At 68.2% G+C, this 17188-nt stretch carries 15 protein-coding genes; 4 read left to right on the forward strand and 11 right to left on the reverse strand.

Going from position 1 to position 17188, the window contains the following annotated elements; genetic code table 11:
- The first annotated feature begins 98 nt into the window (after nucleotides 1-98).
- The 3 genes from ABS642_RS18765 to ABS642_RS18775 all read left to right on the forward strand — a co-directional run bounded on the left by ABS642_RS18765 (nucleotide 99) and on the right by ABS642_RS18775 (nucleotide 3131).
- Nucleotides 99-1271, forward strand: a complete 1173-nt coding sequence (locus ABS642_RS18765; RefSeq protein ID WP_350351324.1) for a histidine kinase — start codon at nucleotides 99-101, stop codon at nucleotides 1269-1271.
- Nucleotides 1268-1924 (forward strand): response regulator transcription factor, encoded by a 657-nt coding sequence (locus ABS642_RS18770; RefSeq protein ID WP_350351325.1) that lies wholly within the window; start codon nucleotides 1268-1270, stop codon nucleotides 1922-1924. The genes ABS642_RS18765 and ABS642_RS18770 overlap by 4 nt, the downstream gene beginning before the upstream one ends.
- A 79-nt stretch (nucleotides 1925-2003) precedes the next feature.
- Entirely contained in the window at nucleotides 2004-3131 is a 1128-nt protein-coding gene (locus ABS642_RS18775; protein ID WP_350351326.1) for a hypothetical protein, read from the forward strand.
- Here ABS642_RS18775 and ABS642_RS18780 read toward each other — a convergent pair.
- The 9 genes from ABS642_RS18780 to ABS642_RS18820 are packed head-to-tail and all read right to left on the reverse strand — an operon-like array spanning nucleotide 3081 to nucleotide 13984.
- Nucleotides 3081-4253: an iron-containing alcohol dehydrogenase gene (locus tag ABS642_RS18780; protein WP_350351327.1), complete on the reverse strand. Its 1173-nt coding sequence runs from the start codon at nucleotides 4251-4253 to the stop codon at nucleotides 3081-3083. The genes ABS642_RS18775 and ABS642_RS18780 overlap by 51 nt on opposite strands.
- 49 nt (nucleotides 4254-4302) lie before the next feature.
- Complete coding sequence (locus ABS642_RS18785) at nucleotides 4303-5835, reverse strand: FGGY-family carbohydrate kinase (RefSeq protein WP_350351328.1); 1533 nt, start codon at nucleotides 5833-5835, stop codon at nucleotides 4303-4305.
- The gene (locus ABS642_RS18790; protein WP_350351329.1) at nucleotides 5825-6667 is read right to left on the reverse strand and encodes a class I fructose-bisphosphate aldolase; all 843 of its coding nucleotides are present in this window, start codon (nucleotides 6665-6667) and stop codon (nucleotides 5825-5827) included. Before ABS642_RS18790 ends, ABS642_RS18785 begins: the two co-directional genes overlap by 11 nt.
- Complete coding sequence (locus ABS642_RS18795; RefSeq protein WP_350351330.1) at nucleotides 6667-8385, reverse strand: glycerol-3-phosphate dehydrogenase/oxidase; 1719 nt, start codon at nucleotides 8383-8385, stop codon at nucleotides 6667-6669. Before ABS642_RS18795 ends, ABS642_RS18790 begins: the two co-directional genes overlap by 1 nt.
- Complete coding sequence (locus ABS642_RS18800; protein WP_350351331.1) at nucleotides 8382-9374, reverse strand: aldo/keto reductase; 993 nt, start codon at nucleotides 9372-9374, stop codon at nucleotides 8382-8384. The genes ABS642_RS18795 and ABS642_RS18800 overlap by 4 nt, the downstream gene beginning before the upstream one ends.
- On the reverse strand, nucleotides 9371-10348 hold the full coding sequence (locus ABS642_RS18805; RefSeq protein WP_350351332.1) for a sugar-binding transcriptional regulator: 978 nt from the start codon (nucleotides 10346-10348) through the stop codon (nucleotides 9371-9373). The genes ABS642_RS18800 and ABS642_RS18805 overlap by 4 nt, the downstream gene beginning before the upstream one ends.
- A gap of 4 nt (nucleotides 10349-10352) precedes the next feature.
- Nucleotides 10353-11354: an ABC transporter permease gene (locus ABS642_RS18810; RefSeq protein WP_282216066.1), complete on the reverse strand. Its 1002-nt coding sequence runs from the start codon at nucleotides 11352-11354 to the stop codon at nucleotides 10353-10355.
- A 20-nt stretch (nucleotides 11355-11374) separates the two neighbouring features.
- Entirely contained in the window at nucleotides 11375-12892 is a 1518-nt protein-coding gene (locus ABS642_RS18815; protein WP_350351333.1) for a sugar ABC transporter ATP-binding protein, read from the reverse strand.
- Nucleotides 12893-12943: 51 nt separating this feature from the next.
- Nucleotides 12944-13984, reverse strand: coding sequence for a substrate-binding domain-containing protein (locus ABS642_RS18820; RefSeq protein ID WP_282216068.1), 1041 nt, complete (start codon nucleotides 13982-13984; stop codon nucleotides 12944-12946).
- 349 nt (nucleotides 13985-14333) lie between these two features.
- On the opposite strand from ABS642_RS18820, the gene ABS642_RS18825 reads away from it, so the two are divergent.
- Nucleotides 14334-15842: a DUF222 domain-containing protein gene (locus ABS642_RS18825; protein ID WP_350351334.1), complete on the forward strand. Its 1509-nt coding sequence runs from the start codon at nucleotides 14334-14336 to the stop codon at nucleotides 15840-15842.
- A 2-nt stretch (nucleotides 15843-15844) separates the two neighbouring features.
- Here ABS642_RS18825 and ABS642_RS18830 read toward each other — a convergent pair whose 3' ends face one another.
- A complete protein-coding gene (locus tag ABS642_RS18830) occupies nucleotides 15845-16072 on the reverse strand; it encodes a CDGSH iron-sulfur domain-containing protein (RefSeq protein ID WP_282216086.1) in 228 nt (75 codons plus the stop codon).
- Nucleotides 16069-17112, reverse strand: a complete 1044-nt coding sequence (locus ABS642_RS18835; RefSeq protein WP_350351335.1) for an iron-containing redox enzyme family protein — start codon at nucleotides 17110-17112, stop codon at nucleotides 16069-16071. The genes ABS642_RS18830 and ABS642_RS18835 overlap by 4 nt, the downstream gene beginning before the upstream one ends.
- Nucleotides 17113-17188: the final 76 nt, after the last annotated feature.

Genomic DNA, 17188 nt, shown 5'->3' on the forward strand with positions numbered 1-17188 from the left:
TGTCGGTCGGCGCACTCTTTTCGTCGGTCATCTCGATGCGCGGTGATCACCCCCACGGGCGATCCTGAACCGCGCGGGCACGTGAGAGCATGAGGGCCATGCCGTCCGAGACCAGCTCAGCGATTCGCCGCCGGCCGGCATGGCCGCGCGTCGACTCCGTGGTCGCGCTCATCGCGCTGGTGATCCTGCTGCCATCGAGCATCGCGCTGCTCACGGACCCTTCCGTCCGGCCCGGCCCGATCATCCTCGCGCTCGCCATCGTCCTGTACGCGGTCCTGCATGCGGCCTCTCTGCTCGCCGTGCGCTCGCCGGTCGTCGCCATCGTCATCGCGAGCGGCGTGATGTGCGCCCTCATCCTGGTGCCCGGGCTGCGCGCGGTGTCTGCGGCGCTACTGCCCTCGACTGCCGCGTATCTGCTGGTCATCGCACAGGTCGCCATCCGGACCGGAACGCTCTTCCGTACCCTGGCGCTGGGAAGCGGGGTGTTCGGTGCGCTGCTGGTCGTCGCTGCCGAGCCGCAGTTCGACGACGCCATGTTGAGGGTGGGAGCCTTCGTCGGGCTCAGCGGCGCGATAGCGGCGGCCTGGGCGATCGGGCTGCTGCTGAGATTGCGGCGCGCGCAGGCGGAGGAGCGGCTGCGGATGCGCGTCGCCCAGGCCATCGCCGACGAACGGATGCGGATCAACCGGGATCTGCATGACATCGTCGCGCATTCGATGACCGTGATGATCGCGCAGGCCGAGGTCGCTCGCGCACTCAGTGAAGACGATCCGGATCGCAGTCGAGCGGCGCTCGGCATCGTCGTCGACACGGGACGGGAGGCGCTTCGCGGCATGCGCGCCGTGGTGGCGGATGACGCGCCGAGGGAGCCGCTGCCGACGATCGACTCCCTCGACGCACTGTTCGACAGCGTGCGCACTCCTTCGATCGACGTGCGCGTGGCCGAGACGGGAGCACGGGGTGAGCTCCGACCCGATGCGGCCGTCGCGCTGCATCATGCGGTGCGCGAGGCTCTCACCAACTCTGTGCGGTATGCGGCGCCGCCGGTGCAGATCGACGTGCGGCTGGAATGGCAGCCGGATGCCGTGCACGTCACGATCGACGACGACGGCGGGCGCGGGCGAACGCAGAGCGATCTGGGCGGCGGCGTGGGGCTTGTCGGCATCGCCGAGCGGGTGCGACTGGCCGGCGGCACCCTCACCGCTGCGGAAGGGGAATCGCGTGGCTGGGTCGTGGCCGTCGATCTCCCGGCGGAGAGGAGCGCCCGATGAGCATCCGCATCCTGATCGTCGACGACCAGGAGCTGTTCCGCCAGGCGGTGGCGGTGATGCTGTCCCGCGATGAGCGCGTCACCGATGTCGCGGTGGTGCCCTCGGGCGAGGCGGCGATCGAGCATGTCCGAGCGCACGCCGTCGACGTCGTGCTGATGGATATCCGGATGCCGGGCATGGGCGGCATCGAGGCGACTCGCGAGGTCCTGCGGGTGCGTCCGTCGACCCGGGTGCTCATCCTCACCACCTTCGATCTCGACGACTACGTGCTCGCCGCGATCCGCGAAGGAGCCAGCGGGTTCCTGACGAAGGATGCCGGCGCCGGCGAACTCGCGGATGCCGCGGTCGCCGTCGCAGCCGGCGACTCGGTCATGTCAGCACGAGCGACCGCTGCGTTGATCGGCTTCGTCCGCGAGGGGCTGCCCGGCGGTGCGCCTGGCGAGGCGCTCGCCGCCCTCAGCGCGCGCGAACAGGAGGTCGCGCGCGCACTCGCGACCGGCGCGTCGAACGACGACATCGCGCGGAAGCTGTTCCTGTCGCCGAACACCGTGAAGACGCACGTGAAGGCGGTGCTCGCGAAGCTCGGTCTGCCCGACCGGGTGCACGTGGTGATCTGGGCCTACGAGACCGGCATCCTTCGCCCCGGCTCCTGATCCGCGCTCACCCGAGCGGGTGATCGGACCGACTCGCGCGGGTGATGTGCGGCCGTGATCGCGTTCCTAGCGTGGAGGCATGTCAACACGCACACGCATCGTCGTCCTCCTCGCCGTCGCCACGAGCGGCTTCGCCATCGCCGTCGTCAGCCTTCTGCGGATGCTCATTCCAGGGTTCCTCGACACGTTGCCGGGCAGTCTCGTCGGCAGGCTCGGAACCGGCGTCGAGCTCGCGCTCTCGTTGACCGGGGCTCTCGCCGTTCTCGGGGTGACGGGGTTCGCTGTGGCCATGCAACGCGGCCGGGGCGGCGGCGCGTCGGCCCGCGCCGTCCGCGGTGCGAGCCTCCTCGCCGCTGCTCTCGTCGCCGTCACCATGCCCGGGGGAGTCATCCCCGCGGCTGGGTACACGTTCGCGCTGACGGTGATCCTCGGCATCGTGGTGTTCGTCACGCTCACCGTGATCCGTCGACCGTGGCTGGGGATCCCCCTCGCCGGACTGGTCATCGGCGGCCTCGTGTTCGCTGCGGTGAACCTCGAGGCGGCGGCGCTGCCGCTCCGGGTGGTCGGCGCGCTCCTCGGCATCCTGCCCCAGGTGTCGCTCGCACTCGCACATGTCGTCGCCGCCGCTGGGCTGCTCATCTGGGTGATCGCTGACGGTCGGAGCGATCACCGCGCGCTCGCCGCATTCGTGCACGGCCACCGCACCCCGATCACTCTCATCGCCGCAGCCTGCGCCCTGCCGTATGCGGTCGCCCGGGCCAGTTGGCTCACTCCGTGGCCACTGTTCGGCGGAAGCGCCGAGATGTTCGCCGAGGATCCGTCGACGCGCGCGACGGGCTTGGCGCTCGGTCTCGCGATGCTCATCGGCGGCCTGCTCACCCTGGGCCTGATCCTGCCGTGGGGCGAGCGGTTCCCGCGCTTTCTCGCGGGCATCGGCGGACGCGCCGTTCCTCCCGCTCTCGCGATCATCCCGGCGAGCGTGGTCAGCGTCCTGTTCACGGCGGCCAGCGCTGAATTCACCCTGACCGGAGTCGGGAACGCACAGGAGAGCGTGTACCTGCTCCTGGTCTTCCCCTTCTGGCTCTGGGGCCCGATGCTCGGCTTCGCCGCCTGGGGCTATGCGATGCACCGGGCGGATTCCTCGCGATCGCGCAGGTCAGCGCGCGTCGCCGCGGAAGATCGCTCGATAGAGGTCCTCGATGTCTGAGGCGGCCGGCACCCGCGGGTTGTTCCCCGGCGAGCCCGAGGCGAGCGCCTGCTCTGCCATGGTCGGAACGAGTGCCTCCCAGTCGTCGCGAGCGATCCCGAACCGCTCGGGCGTCGGCACTGCGAGTTCGTCGGCGAGGGCGCGCAGTTCCCGGACGAGCGCCGCCGCGGCATCCGCGTCCGCGACGCTGTCATCCGCAACGCCGAGAGCGCGCGCGCAGTCCGCGTAGCGATCGTCCGCGGCGCTGAGCGAGAACTCCGTGACGGCGGCGAACAGCATCGCATTCGACATGCCGTGACTGATGTGGAAGTGGGCGCCCAGCGGGCGACTCATGCCGTGCACGAGAGCGACGCTCGAGTTCGAGAAGGCGATCCCGGCCAGCGTGGCCGCCTCCATCATCTCGGCCCGGGCGTGATCGTCGGCGCCATCGCGGTAGGCGGTGCGCAGGCTCCTGCCGATGATCGTGATCGCGCGGAGCGCGACGGCATCCGAGAAGGCGTTGTGACGTGAACTCACGTACGCCTCGACAGCGTGCGTGAGCGCATCGATCCCCGTGTCGGCGGTGAGTCGTGGCGGCATGCTCATCGTCAGCTCGTAGTCGACGATCCCGGCGACCGGCAGGTACGACGGGCCCGCGCACAGCATCTTCTCGCCGGTGTCGCTGTCGGTGATCACGGTGAACCGCGTCGCTTCGGAGCCGGTGCCGGCCGTGGTGGGGATGGCGACGACCGGCAGCGCGGGGCCGTCGTAGCTGAACGGAGCCTTGAGATCGCGCAGCGGGCCGCCACGGACCGCGAGCACCGCGAGCGCCTTGGCCGTGTCGATCGGACTGCCGCCGCCCAGGCCGACGAGGACATCCGCACGGTGGGAGGTCACCGCAGCGAGACCGTCTTCCAGCGAGACGGTCGTCGGGTCGGGCACGACACCTGAGAAGAGGGCGGGGTGCAGGCCGGCGTCTTCCAGCAGGGCGACCACGCGGGCCGCCGTGCCGGTGCTCGTGAGGAACGCGTCGGTGACGATCAGGGGTCGCTCGGCGTTGCGCAGGCGCAGCACGTCCGGCAGCTGCGAGAGGGAGCCCCCGCCGATACGGAGGTCGGCGGGGACGGCGACGTGGAATGTCATGGAGGGCTTCTTCCTTGGTTCGGGTGCCGTGGTCTCGGTCGACGGCCGCTCAGCGCTGGGAGTCGCGGTACTGCTCACTCCAGAAACCCTGGAGAGCGGTGGCGAGATCATGCGATACGCGATAACGATGGTCGTAGTGCTCGGTCATCGCGGCGTCGGGTTCATAGACCTTGCGTATCCGGGTCATGTGCGCGGCAGCATCCTCATAGTCGGAGAACGCCCCGACGCCGACTCCGGCCGCCAGCGCCGCTCCCAGGGCGCCCGTCTCGTCCTCCGCCGCGACCGAGATGGGGATGCCGAGAGTGTCGGCGAGCATCTGCGCCCACACCGGGCTTCGCGAGCCGCCTCCGGAGAGCGTGGCCCTGTCGATCGTCGCGCCTGCGGCTTCGAGCCGTTCGACATGCCGGCGGTGCTCGAAGACCACGCCCTCGAACAGGGCCCTGATCAGATGCCCCTCGCCGTGCCATCCGGCCACTCCGTAGAAGCCCGACCGGCGCTCGGCGCCCTGCGGCGATCCGTAGAGGTACGGATGGAAGTACGGATCGTCGATCCGCGGCGTGACCTCGGAGAGGCGCCGGTGGCAGAAGCCGAACGGATCCTCATGGTGACCGCCTCGTTCCACGAACTCGCGGACGTACCATTCCAGGTGGGATGCCGAGGTGGCGCTGTTGTCCATGATCATGAACCGCGCCGGCCCGAAGGCCGCGACCATGAGCAGGTCGCGATCGACCACCGGCTCCTCGGCCAGATACTGGTTGACCGACCAGGTTCCCGCGATGATCGAGGTCGCTGCGGTCTCGACGACTCCCGCGCCCAGCGCGCTGGCGATCACATCGAACAGGCCGCCGACGACCGGGGTGCCTTCGGCGAGACCGGTCTGGGCCGCGGCCTCCGCGGTGACCGTCCCGGCGATCTCGGTCGGATCGATCAACCGCGGCAGCAGCCGCTGCAGACCGTCCAGGCCGTAGAGGGCGAGAAGCTCGTCGTCGTAGCGGCACTCCGGCATCTTCAGCAGGCCGGCACCGGACATGTCGGAGATGTCGCTGACCTTCTGGCCGGTCAGTTGGAAGGTGATGTAGTCCTTGCACATCACGAGGGTGCCGGCACGGTCGACGACGTCCGGATGGTGCCGCCGCATCCACGCCAGCAGCACGGGGGTCTGCGACGGCCACGGCTCCTGCAGCGTGGCGGCGTGCAGGGCGTCTCCGTGCGCGGAGGTCAGCTCCTCGGCGACGCCGGCGGCCCGCGTGTCCAGCGACTGGATCCCGACGAGCGGCCGATCGTCCTGGTCCAGCAGATAGAGGCCGTTGCCGTGTCCTGCGCATCCGGCGGCGATGATCTGGCGGGCGTCGATGCCCGCCTCGGCGATGCAGTGCTGCAGCGCCTCCTTCGCGTTGCGCCAGAGCTCGTCGAGATCCCTCTCGACGTGCCAGGGTTCCGGAGTCGTCGATTGGCCGTCGATCGCGTAGGACGAGATGCGTTCGCCGTCGAGGTCGAACAGGACGGCCTTGATGACGGTGTTGCCGACGTCGATGCCGAGCAGGTACTGCTTCCCGTCGCCCGGCTGCCCGTCACCCGGCATTGTAGAGATCCCATGCCTCGGCGCCGGACGCGCCGCGGTGCACGATCGCCATCAGCGCGTCGACGACGGCCTTCGGATTGTCGTGCTGGTAGATGTTGCGGCCGTAGACGAGTCCCGATGCGCCCTGCGCCATGAGAGCCGCGGACTTCGTCAGCACCGAGTCGAGGCCCTCCTTGCCGCCGCCCCGGACCAGCACCGGAACCCGAGCGGCCTCGACCACGCGATGGAAGTCCTCGGGGTCGTCGGTGGGGTCGGCCTTGATGATGTCGGCCCCCATCTCGCTGGCGAGCCGGACGAGTGTCACGATCTTCTCGGCGTCGCCGTCGACCTGGTACCCGCCTCTGACGTCGTTGGGCAGCATGACCAGAGGTTCGATCATGAGCGGCATCCCGTACTTGGCGCAGGAAGCGCGCACCCGGCTGATGTTCTCGACGCACTGGCGGAACAGCTCGGGCTCGTCCGGCAGCATGAAGAGATTCACGACGACGCAGGCCGCATCCATCTCCAGTGCCCCGATGATCGGCTCGTCATGGTTCTGCAGCATCGACCACATCACCCGATGCTTCTGCGCGTTGTACGGGTTCCCCATGTCGATGCGCATGACGAGGGCGGGCTTGTCCCTGCCGGGCACGGCCTGCAGCAGGTCGGCCTGGCCATAGGCCATCTGGATGGCGTCCGGCTTCGCGTCGACCAGCGACGAGACCACGCCGGGCATGTCCTCCAACCCGATCAGGAAGCCGGGCTCGTTGCACACGCCGTGATCGATCGCGACGTCGAGACAGCCCCCGTCGCTGAAGAGACGGTTCATCCTGGCCAGGGTGCTCAGGCGCATCACAGGGTCCTTTCCATCGTCCGACGGTCGAGGGCGTCGCGGTCGACGCGGTGGTAGTCCTCGAGATCCGTCACCAGTTCACCGATCTCCGCGAGACGGCGTTCGTCATTCCAGTCCAGTTCGGCGGCCGCGACGGTGGCGATCGCCTCGATCAGCCCGGCATCCACCGCCCCGGTGATCGCGACAGCGGTGCGACGGAGGATCAGGTCGCCGAGCCTCGTCGCGTATTCGCGCTGCACCATGAAGGCGACTTCGGCGGCTGTGAGCGCGACGCCAGGGCCGATCGGCTGATCGTCGTCGCGAGCGGTGCAGAACTCCATCACCTCGGCGGCGCGGGTTCCGTAGACATCGGCGAGGTGCGCCGCCCGGTCCTCGGACACGCCCCACTCCGCGATCAACGCCGTCTCGATCTGCGGCGCATCGACGAAGTCCGCTCCGCCGCCGATTCCGAGCTCCGCGGTCGACGTGGTGCGTTCGCGCCCGAGCTCCTCGAGCACCTCATCGGCGAGGTCCTGAGCGAACGCGCGGAATGTCGTCCATTTGCCGCCGATCATGCAGTACTGAGGAACATCGCCGTCGATCCGCTTCACATCGTGCCCGCGGGTGATCCGCCCCGTGAAGTCGTGCTCGCTCTTGAGCAGGGGACGGATGCCGCTGAAGGAATACACGATCTGGTCCGCCGACATCGTCACCGCAGGGAAGACCGCCTGCAGGGAATCCAGGATGTAGTCGCGCTCGTCGTCCTCGCATCGCACGCGCTCCGCACGCTCGACCTTGATGTCCGTGGAACCGGCGAGCACCCGGCCGAGGTAGCCGAACGCGATGCAGATCCGGCCGTCGGAGTTGTCGAAGTACACCATGTGTCCGTCGAGCGCGGCGTACAGTTCGGGGTTGTCCAGCACGAGGTGAGACCCCTTGGTGCCCTCGACCAGCTGACCCGGGCGATCACCGGCGGGAAGAAGCGTCGAGAGCGACTCGTCCAGCCACGCGCCGGTGGCGTTCACGACCGTCTTCGTCGTCACCGGGTAGCGCGCGCCCGTCTCGCTGTCGGTGACCACGAAGCCCGAACCGTCGCTGACGATCTCGGCATAGTTGAGCGCGACGGAATCCGGAGCCATCCGCGCGGTGTCGACGATGAGCTCGACTCCCAGCCGCTCGGGGTAGCTGATCCACGCGTCGTAGAACACCGCGGCGAACTTCATGCGCGACGTCAGTTTCGGCCAACGACGGAACGCCGCACGTGTGCCGAGGAACCGGTGTCGAGGCAGCATCCGTCGGGTCCGGGTGACCCAGTCGTAGATGCTCAGTCCGATCCGCAACGGCACAGCGCCGCGGCGGGCCGGTCGGGTCGAGAGGCGGAAGAAGCTCGCCGCCGCGTTGAACAGCCCGGAGAACACCGAGGTGATCGGCACCACGGTGGCGAGCGGTCGCACCATGTGCGGCGCGTTGCGCAGAAGTGCGTCCCGCTCCCGCAGCGATTCGCGCACGAGGCCGAACTCGCCGTTCTCCAGATACCGGAGCCCGCCGTGGATCATGCGCGACGGTGCGGCGCTGCATCCGGAGCAGAAGTCCACGCGCTCGACCAGCAGCACGCGAAGACCCTGGAGGGACAGCTCGCGGAATGCGCCGACGCCGTTGATCCCGCCGCCGACCACGATCGCGTCGAATGCTCCGTCGGCACGGATGCTCTCGAACCTGGCGTTCCTGGCGGCGTTCATGCGTCGAGATCGTTCACGTGCAGGGCCACGGCCGCATCGATCAGCGTGAGGTCGTCGTCCGACAGCCGGAGGCGCCCGGCCGCGGCATTCTCCCTCGCCTGCTTCGGATTGCGCGCGCCGCACAGCGAGTAGGTGATGCCGGGCTGCTGCAGCGTCCAGGCGATCACGATCTGCGCCTTCGTCGCCGCATGCGCGTCGGCGACGGGGTCGATGGCCTCCATCAAGCGGGCGACCTTCTCGCGATTCCCGAGGGAGAAGCGGGGGTTTCCCTTGCGCTGATCGTCGCCCGAGAACACTCGATCCGGGCCCATGCTCCCCGAGAGCAGGCCCAGGGCCAGCGAGGAGTAGCTCAGCGTCGAGACGCCGGCATCCCGTGCGATCGGAAGGAGAGTGGTCTCGATGTCGCGGGCGATCATCGAGTACTCCTCCTGGATGGCGTCGAGCTCGCCGGTCGCCACGTAGGACCGCAGCTCCTGTTCCGAGACGTTGCTCGCTCCGATGGCGCGGATCTTGCCCTGCTCGCGCAGCTGCACGAGGGCAGCGACGGTCTCCTCGATCGGGGTCGTGGGGTCCTGCCAGTGCGTGATGTAGAGATCGATGTGGTCGGTCCCGAGGCGCCGCAGACTCTCCTCCACCTCGTGGACGATCGATTCGCGGCCGAGGTACCGGTGGACCGGTTCTCCGTCGAAGTCGAAGAAGCGATTGCCCTTGGTGGTGTGCCACACCAGGCCGCACTTGGTCGCGAGGACCACCTCGTCGCGGCGTCCGCGGATCGCCGCTCCGAGGATCTCCTCGGCACGGCCCTGCCCGTAGGCCGGCGCGGTGTCGATCAGCGAGATCCCCTCGTCGATCGAGGCCTGGATCGCGGCGATCGACTCCGATTCATCCGTGCCGCCCCACATCCACCCGCCGATGGCCCAGGTACCCAGGCCGACGGCCGAGGCGTCGATCGATGAGCCGCCGAGCGGCCGGGTGAGCATCTCCGTCATTTCTTCTCCTCGTCCGGTGCGACCACCGACGCTGCAGTCTCCTCATCGACGATGAGGGATCGGATGTAGCCGCCGGCCAGCGCGGCTCGGATGGGGCGCACCTTCTCCGGCCCGACAGCCACACCGATCGTGGTGGGGCAGGCGGCGAGCTCGGAGGGGGAGAGTGCGAGGAGACGCGAGTTCAGCGGAGAGTCCGCGAGCGATCCGTCATCCGCGATCAGGTGCGCGAGGAACTCTCCGCCGACCTCACCGCTGCGGAGCAGCGCACGATCGGACTCCGAGAGCGGAGCGAGGTCGTAGTAGCTCGATCCCTCGGTCTCGACGGATCCGATGCCGACCATCGCGACGTTCGCGCGCCGGGCGAGATCGAACGCCTGCTTGATCGATCCGACCTCCATGAGCGTGTCGCGTTCCTCGCGGCTCTCGGCGAAGAGCGGAGCATGCATCAGCACGGCCCTCCCGCCCAGACGCTCGGCGAGCTGCGTCGCGAGGTGGTTTACGTCGGTGTAGTACTTCCCCTGCACGCCCCCCGTGAGCGGCACGACCGTCACGTCGAACACGCGGTCGGGGTCGAGCCCATCGACGACGGCGCTCAGCGCCTTGCCGCCGGTGATCGCGATCACGTCTCCGTCGCGGATCGTCTCCAGCAGCTCGTTGGCCGCGGCACGGCCGACGACCTGCAGATTCGTGTCCGGGTTCCCCTCCACGGTGGGGGTCACCACCGCGGTGCCGAGAGCCGTCGACCGGACCAGCTCGCCTTCCAGATCGACGAGCCGCTGGAACGGCCCTGCGTCGATGGAGATCTTGACCATGCCGAGCTCGCGCCCTCGCCGGATGAGGCGATTCACCTTCGACGCGGAGAGATTGAGGCGCGCGGCGATCTCGGACTGCGTCATTCCCTCGACGAAGTGGAGCGTGACGACGGTATGGATCTTGCGGATCGTCGCGAGATCTTCCCTGTTCTCGAAGACCATGGCGTCACACCGTCCGTCGGCGGGACAGGTAGTGGTCGACGAGCAGCGCCACGAGCAGGATGCTGCCGCGAACGATGTCCTGCCAGTACACGGAGACGTCCAGAAGAGTCAGCGAGCTCGAGACCACCGAGAGCAGGATCGCGCCGAGGGTCGCACCGAAGATGGTTCCCGAACCGCCCTTGAGGCTGGCGCCGCCGATGACAGCCGCGGCGATGACGTTCAGCTCCATTCCGATCCCGAACGTCGGCTGCGCGGACCCGAAGCGTGCCATGTAGATGATGCCGGCGACGCCGGCGAGAGCCGAGCACAGGACGGTCGTGAAGAAGATGGCGTGCTTGGTGCGGATTCCCGAGTAGGCGGCCGCCTTCTCGTTGCTTCCGGTGTAGAACACCTTCCGGAACGCGGTCGTCCGCCGCAGCATGAAGTCGAAGGCGATGACGACGACCAGGAAGATGACGATGACGAGCGGGATCGGCCCGATGGAGCCCTGGCCGATGAACTTGAACTCGCTGGGCAGGGAGTACAGCCCGAGCGGCCGACCGCCGGTGAGGAGAAGGCAGACTCCGCGGGCGATGACCATGACGGCGAGGGTGACCACGAAGTGGTTCAGCCCCACTTTCGTCACGAGGACGCCCATCACCGCGCCGGTGGCGATGCTCGCGAGAATGGCGATGCCGGATGCCAGCCACGGGTCGATGCCCTGAAGGTAGAGCCAGCCCGCCAGCACCATCGACAACGCCGTGACCGACCCGACCGACAGGTCGATGCCCCCGGAGATGAGCAGGATCGTCATGCCGACGACGACGATGCCCTCGACGGCGAACACCATGGCCATCGCCTCGATGTTCGCGAGCGTCAGGAAGTGCGGCGAGGCGAACGACATCGCCACGACCAGGACGAGCAGGATCAGGATCAGCCCGGTCTCGCGCATCCGGAGGAAGCGCGAGACGAGATGCTTCAGATCGGGTCGGGCTTCGGGCTCCGCCGGCATCGGCGGGGCGGTCATCAAAGTCTGTTGTTGCGTCATCACACCAGCTCCTGCTTCCGTTCGGCCATCGAGGCCAAGCTCAAGATGTTCTCTTCCGTCATGTCGTCGCCGGTGACCTCGCCGCTGATCTCGCCTTCTCGGACGACGATCACCCGGTCCGAGACTCCGATCAGTTCCGGCATCTCCGAGGAGATGACCACGATGCCGATCCCCTTCCGTGCGAGATCGCGCAGGATCGCGTGAATCTCGGCCTTGGCGCCGACGTCGACCCCGCGGGTGGGTTCGTCGAGGAAGATGACCTTCGGGTTCACGGCCAGCAGCTTCGCCAGGGCGACCTTCTGCTGGTTGCCGCCGGACAGGGTCGAGACGGCGTCGTCGAGCTGTCCGTATTTGAGGCGCAGTCCGCGGCCGACGCGGGCGGCGAGGCGGTCCTCACGGCGCTTCCCGATCAGACCGAAGCGCGAGACCTCTCGCAGCGACATCGCCGACGTGTTCTCGGCGATCGACAGGTCGAGGAACACGCCTTCGGCTTTCCGGTCCTCCGACAGGTAGACGATGCCGTGGGCGATGCAGTCCTGGTAGTGCTTCAGACGGAGAGGCTCGCCGTTCAGGGCGACCTCGCCCGTCGCGTCACCTTCCAGTCGGCAGACGCCCTTCGCGATCTCGCTGCGGCCGGCGCCGATGAGGCCGCCGAGGCCGAGGATCTCGCCGCGTCGCACATCGAACGAGATGTCGGCGTACCGCGGGCTGTCGGTCAGGTTCCGGACGGACAGGATGACCTCGTCGGAGCGCTCGTCTTCTCGCTGCTTCTCCGGGTACTGGTTGTCGAGGGTGCGTCCCACCATGGAGCGCACCAGGTCGTTCGGAGTCGTCTCGGACACGCGGCTGGTCATGATGTGCTGACCGTCGCGGAACACCGAGACCCGGTCGCAGTTCTCGAAGATCTCGACCATGCGGTGGGAGATGTAGATGATCGAGATGCCGCGGGCGGAGAGCTCCCGCATGATGCGGAACAGCGTCTGCGCCTCGATCTCGGTGAGCGCGGCCGTGGGCTCGTCGAGGATGAGCACCCGGCAGTCGAGCGTGAGCGCCTTGGCGATCTCGACGAGCTGCTGGTTCGAGATCGACAGGTCTCGAACCAGCGCTCGCGGATCGATGTTGCCGAGCTGACGGAGGATCTCGCCGGCCTTGCGCTCGAGCGACTCAGGGTCCATCAGCCAGGAGCGGCTCGCGTTGGTGGCTGCCATGAACATGTTCTCGGCGACCGTCACGTCGGGGCACAGCTCGATCTCCTGGTGGACGAAGCCGATGCCCAGTTTCTGCGCGACGGCCGGCGAGGTGATCTCCACCGGTTCGCCGTCGAGCAGGATCGTGCCGCTGTCGGGCCGCACGATCCCGTCGATGACGTTCATCAGGGTGGATTTGCCTGCGCCGTTCTCGCCGGCGATGGCGTGGACCTCCCCCTTGCGGAGAGTGAAGTCGACGGATCTCAGTGCATGGATCGAACCGAACGACTTGCTGACGTTCTTGATGTCGAGGATTGTCGTGTGTTCCAAGGTCGTCTCCATTGATCGAGCTCGAGGACAAGGGGGAGGGGCGAGCGCCGGTTACTCGGTGCTGCGGCCTTCCATGTACTTCTCGAGGTCGAACGACGCGGCGTTCTCCTTGGTGATGACGGAGAAGCCGTTGTCGACGAACGGGACCTGGGCCGGGTTGTAGCCGGACTCCTTGTAGTCGTTGAACGGATCGATCAGGTCGGGGTGCGCCGCCATGAAGAGGGTCATGAACCCCATGAAGCCCTGGATGCCCTGGTTCGGGTTCACCGAGAGGTGGATCGTTCCGTCCTTGATGAGGTCGAGGGTGGTGGGCGTGATGTCGGCGTGCAGGATCAACACGTCGGCGTTCGCCTCGGTGATGGCGGCGGCGGCGCCTTCGGCGGACCCGGCTTCCGGGATCCAGATCGCGTCGAGCTCGGGGTTGGCCTGCAGGATCGAGCCGGTGGCCTGGTAGGCCTTGGTGCTGTCCTGGTTCGTCGCCTGGCGGCCGACGAGCTTCATGTCCGGGTAGTTGTTCTCCATGTACTCGATGAACGCCGTCACGCGCAGGTCGTGGTTGCTCTGCCCGGGGTTCTCGAGGACGGCGTACTCGCCGCTCTCTCCGACGACCTTGACGATCTCCTCGGCGGCGAATGCGGCTTCTGCGCGATTGTCGGAGGTGACGTACGAGGTGCGGTTCGAATCGGGGGAGTCGGCGGCGAAGGTCACCACCTCGATGCCCTCATCGATCGCGGAATTGATCGGCTCGATGAACGGGTCCGCCTGCATGGGGTGCAGCAGCACGCCCGCCGGCTTCTCGACCAGATCCTGCTCGAAGGAGGCGACCTGCTTGCTGATGTCGTAGTCGGGGGTTCCGGAGAACACCGTCTCGCACCCCATCGCCTCGGCGGCCTGCTTGAACCCCTGGTAGACGGGAACCCAGTACTGGTGGGAGGAGACCATGACGTTCATCACGTAGGTCTCGCCCTCGGCGCACTGGAATCCTGCGGACTCCGTCGCCGTCGAGGTCTTGTCGGATGGCGCGGTGCAGCCGGTGACGGCGATGGCGGCGATGGCCACGACGGCAGCTGCGGTGATGCGGGAGATCTTCATTGATTGCCCTAACTGTGTGGATGGGTACTGCGGAGGACGACTGATTGATGGTGACAGAGTCCGCACCTCGATGCAATAGATTTCGGCCACTGAAATATCTTGCAGATCCGCGGCATGACAGGGATCGGCCGGGCTTGTCGAACGGTCTCTCGTCCACGCCGACGGCCGCGACTTCTCCGGGTGTGGAGGAGCCACGCTCCCGGAGTTCACGCCAGGCGGGGGCGTCGGCTTTTCGTGGTCGCCATACCGGGTCCGCGTGCGTTCCCGCGCATTCCGGAATATCAGATATATCCGTTGATCAGGTCATTTTCGAGGTCTGAATGTCGGTGGTCCCGGATTGACTGGGGGTATGAACAGCACCGAGGAACTCCTGGATCGGGTCGTCGCCGACCTCGACCTGGTGCTGTCCGCGGATGTGCTGGCGGGGTTGCCCGACGCGGAGCGGATGGATGTGCTGCGCGTCGCGGGGGACGCATTCCGGAGGATCGAGGCGGTGGTCGTGGAGACGACCGCGTCCGCGCACCCGGACTTCTCGCACTCGTTCGGATGCCGCGGCCAGAACGAGTTGCTGCAGCGGGTGCTGCGGACGGATGTGGCGGGCGCGACGCGGGTCGGGAAGGCCGGCGATGCGGTGCGTCGGCAGATCAGCGTCAGTTCGGGGGAGCGGCTCGAGGCGAGGTTTCCGGCGTTGCGAGAGGCGATGCTCGACGGGGTGATCGGTGTGGCCGGGATGCTCGCGGCGGTGGGTCCGATCGACAAGGCGGCGCACAAGGTCGGGCGGGAGACGGTCCTGGAAGCGGATGCCCTGTTGGCGGCCTGCGCCCGCGGGCACCGGACCTTCTTCGACACCCCGGGTGATGCGGATGCTGCGGCCGAACCAGAAGCGGCCGAACCCCAGACGGCTGAGAGCCTGGACGAGCCTCCGGAGCCACCGGCGACGCCGGAAGACCTGCGTGGATACGCGCACATGATCGCGGCGGCGATGGATCCCGACGGACCGGAGCCTTCGGATCGGGGCGCGCAGAATCAGCGGTTCTTCACCATCGGTCGTCTACGCAACGGCCTCCACGCGATCCGCGGGAATCTGCTCCCGGATGTCGCGGCGCAGATGCAGGCGGTGTTCGACGCGCAGTGCAATCCGAAGACCGACGGGCCCCCGAAGCCCGGGGTGCAGTTCGAGGACGGTGACGACGGCGATCGAGACAGCGACGTCGATCGCGAACGCGCCGACGAAAGCGGCGGTACCGGTGCGGGCGAGGATGACGAGCCGTTCGATCGGCGCAGTGCCGGCCAGAAACGGCACGATGCCCTCGCCGCCGCCCTCGGGATCGCCGCCCGGCATGAGGACATGCCCACCCTGGGTGGCGCGTCCCCGACTCTGATCGTGCACGTCGATGCGAAAGACCTCGCCGCAGGGCGCGGGTGGGCGACGATGGCCGGGTCCGAGGCGCCGATCCCGTTGCATGTCGCCGCGCACACCGCCTGCACCGGCTCGATCCAGCGGGTGCTGTTCGACGAGGGCCGCATCATCGGGATCAACGTCACCGATCGGGTGTTCACCGTGCATCAACGCAGGGCGATCGTCGCCCGGGACAGGGAATGCCTCATCCCAGGCTGCCACGTGCCCGCGTCATGGTGCGAGATCCACCATGTCACCGAGCACTCCCGCGGCGGGCCGACGCACACCGACAACGGGGTGCCGCTGTGCTGGTGGCATCACCGGTCGCTGGACTGGTCCGGGTGGGAGATCAGGATGAACGGCGGTATCCCGGAGATTCGGGGACCCGCGTGGTGGGACCCCCACCGACGCTGGCGCACGCCACGACCCCGCGTCTCAGGACACCTCGCCACCGCCTGAGCTCACGGTCCTTCGGAGGATCCTTCATCTTCGGTGCGAAACCCTGCAGCCTTGTGCGTGCCGTCGCAGAAGGGCTTGATGACCGAGAGCCCGCACCGGCAGAGCGCCATGGTGCGGCGGTGCGGACGGATGACCTCGCCCTCCGGCGTCCGCAGCTCGATCTCGCCCCGCACCAGCAGCGGCCCGTCCGGGTACGGGGTGATCGTGGTCGGCTCCTGGTCGGTGCTCATGCCGGCACCGAGCCGCGCAGAGACGACTCTCCTGCCGCCCACGCGTCCAGCATGTGGGCGCCCGACAAACCGTCGATCGTCAGGCAGGCGGCCGCGCCGAACATGATGTCGGCGAGCAGCTCCGGCCGGTCCTCGGCCAGGCCGCCCGCCAGGTCACGCGCGGCGATCTGCTCGTGCACGGCATCCGCCTCGATGTGCTCGTCGAAGTACTCCATGACGTCCTGGTCGAAGCCCAGCCGGCGCAGCCCGTCGGCGTACAGCTTGCACGGGATCGATGACGTCATCTCGAACGCCGCGAGGTGCCCGACGATCGCGCCGACCAGTCGCCGGTTGAGGCCGAACATCGACATCATGTTGAACGACGCGAGCGTGATGGCGGGCACGTCATCGATGTAGGCGCCGTAGGTCGCATCGAGTCCGGCCGCCCGCATCGCGTTCGCGAACAGCACCGCGTGCACCCGCTGCGGGCGCCCGCCGCCGTACTCGTCCGCCTGGATCTCGACCAGCGCCGCCTTCGCCCGGCCGGTGAGCCGCGGGATCGCCCAGGAGTGCGGGTCCGCCTCGCGGAGCGTGTAGACCGAACGCTGCATCAGCATCTCCTCGGCCTGCTCCCTGGTCGCCTTCTTCGCGAAGTAGCGCGAGAGGCTGGGACCCGTGTCGGCCGCGGCGAGAGCGAAGAGCGCCCGGCCGACGGCATCCACGGTCGGCTCGGGGAGCTCCGGCATCGGCACGCTCTCCCGCACGGCGCGCTCGAACGCGTCCTCGAGGATGCGGCGCGTCGTGAGGAGGTGGGGATCCCACTCGAGGTCGGCGTCCAGCCCGGGGAGCGACCCGTATGCCGAGCTGTAGAGGAGGAACAGCGCGACCTGGATGTCGTCGTCGCGGATGACGTCGACGCTCTCGGCGACCGCACCGAGAGCGAGCGCGGAGTGCTCCGCGTCGCCGCCGGCGCCCGTGAGAGCGCGTATCACGGCGTCACTGAGCGGGCCGCGAGCGGCGAAGGGGACGGCGGTGTCGGCGACGAGCGCGGTGGCGGTCATGGTTTCGGGACTCCGATCGATGCGATGAACGCCATCCTGCCCCGGGGTTACGCGGCCGCTGAAGGGACTTGACGCG

Source organism: Microbacterium sp. A8/3-1 (assembly GCF_040267695.1).
GTDB classification, from domain to species: domain Bacteria; phylum Actinomycetota; class Actinomycetes; order Actinomycetales; family Microbacteriaceae; genus Microbacterium; species Microbacterium luteolum.

Bases quoted from the DNA above. Each gene is read 5' to 3' on its own strand.
- ABS642_RS18820 (WP_282216068.1), bottom strand. From the start codon at position 13,984: ATGAAGATCTCCCGCATCACCGCAGCTGCCGTCGTGGCCATCGCCGCC.
- ABS642_RS18780 (WP_350351327.1), bottom strand. From the start codon at position 4,253: ATGACATTCCACGTCGCCGTCCCCGCCGACCTCCGTATCGGCGGGGGC.
- ABS642_RS18830 (WP_282216086.1), bottom strand. From the start codon at position 16,072: ATGAGCACCGACCAGGAGCCGACCACGATCACCCCGTACCCGGACGGG.
- ABS642_RS18810 (WP_282216066.1), bottom strand. From the start codon at position 11,354: ATGACCGCCCCGCCGATGCCGGCGGAGCCCGAAGCCCGACCCGATCTG.
- ABS642_RS18770 (WP_350351325.1), top strand. From the start codon at position 1,268: ATGAGCATCCGCATCCTGATCGTCGACGACCAGGAGCTGTTCCGCCAG.
- ABS642_RS18795 (WP_350351330.1), bottom strand. From the start codon at position 8,385: ATGAACGCCGCCAGGAACGCCAGGTTCGAGAGCATCCGTGCCGACGGA.
- ABS642_RS18775 (WP_350351326.1), top strand. From the start codon at position 2,004: ATGTCAACACGCACACGCATCGTCGTCCTCCTCGCCGTCGCCACGAGC.
- ABS642_RS18765 (WP_350351324.1), top strand. From the start codon at position 99: ATGCCGTCCGAGACCAGCTCAGCGATTCGCCGCCGGCCGGCATGGCCG.
- ABS642_RS18785 (WP_350351328.1), bottom strand. From the start codon at position 5,835: ATGCCGGGTGACGGGCAGCCGGGCGACGGGAAGCAGTACCTGCTCGGC.
- ABS642_RS18835 (WP_350351335.1), bottom strand. From the start codon at position 17,112: ATGACCGCCACCGCGCTCGTCGCCGACACCGCCGTCCCCTTCGCCGCT.
- ABS642_RS18805 (WP_350351332.1), bottom strand. From the start codon at position 10,348: ATGGTCTTCGAGAACAGGGAAGATCTCGCGACGATCCGCAAGATCCAT.
- ABS642_RS18825 (WP_350351334.1), top strand. From the start codon at position 14,334: ATGAACAGCACCGAGGAACTCCTGGATCGGGTCGTCGCCGACCTCGAC.
- ABS642_RS18800 (WP_350351331.1), bottom strand. From the start codon at position 9,374: ATGACGGAGATGCTCACCCGGCCGCTCGGCGGCTCATCGATCGACGCC.
- ABS642_RS18790 (WP_350351329.1), bottom strand. From the start codon at position 6,667: ATGCGCCTGAGCACCCTGGCCAGGATGAACCGTCTCTTCAGCGACGGG.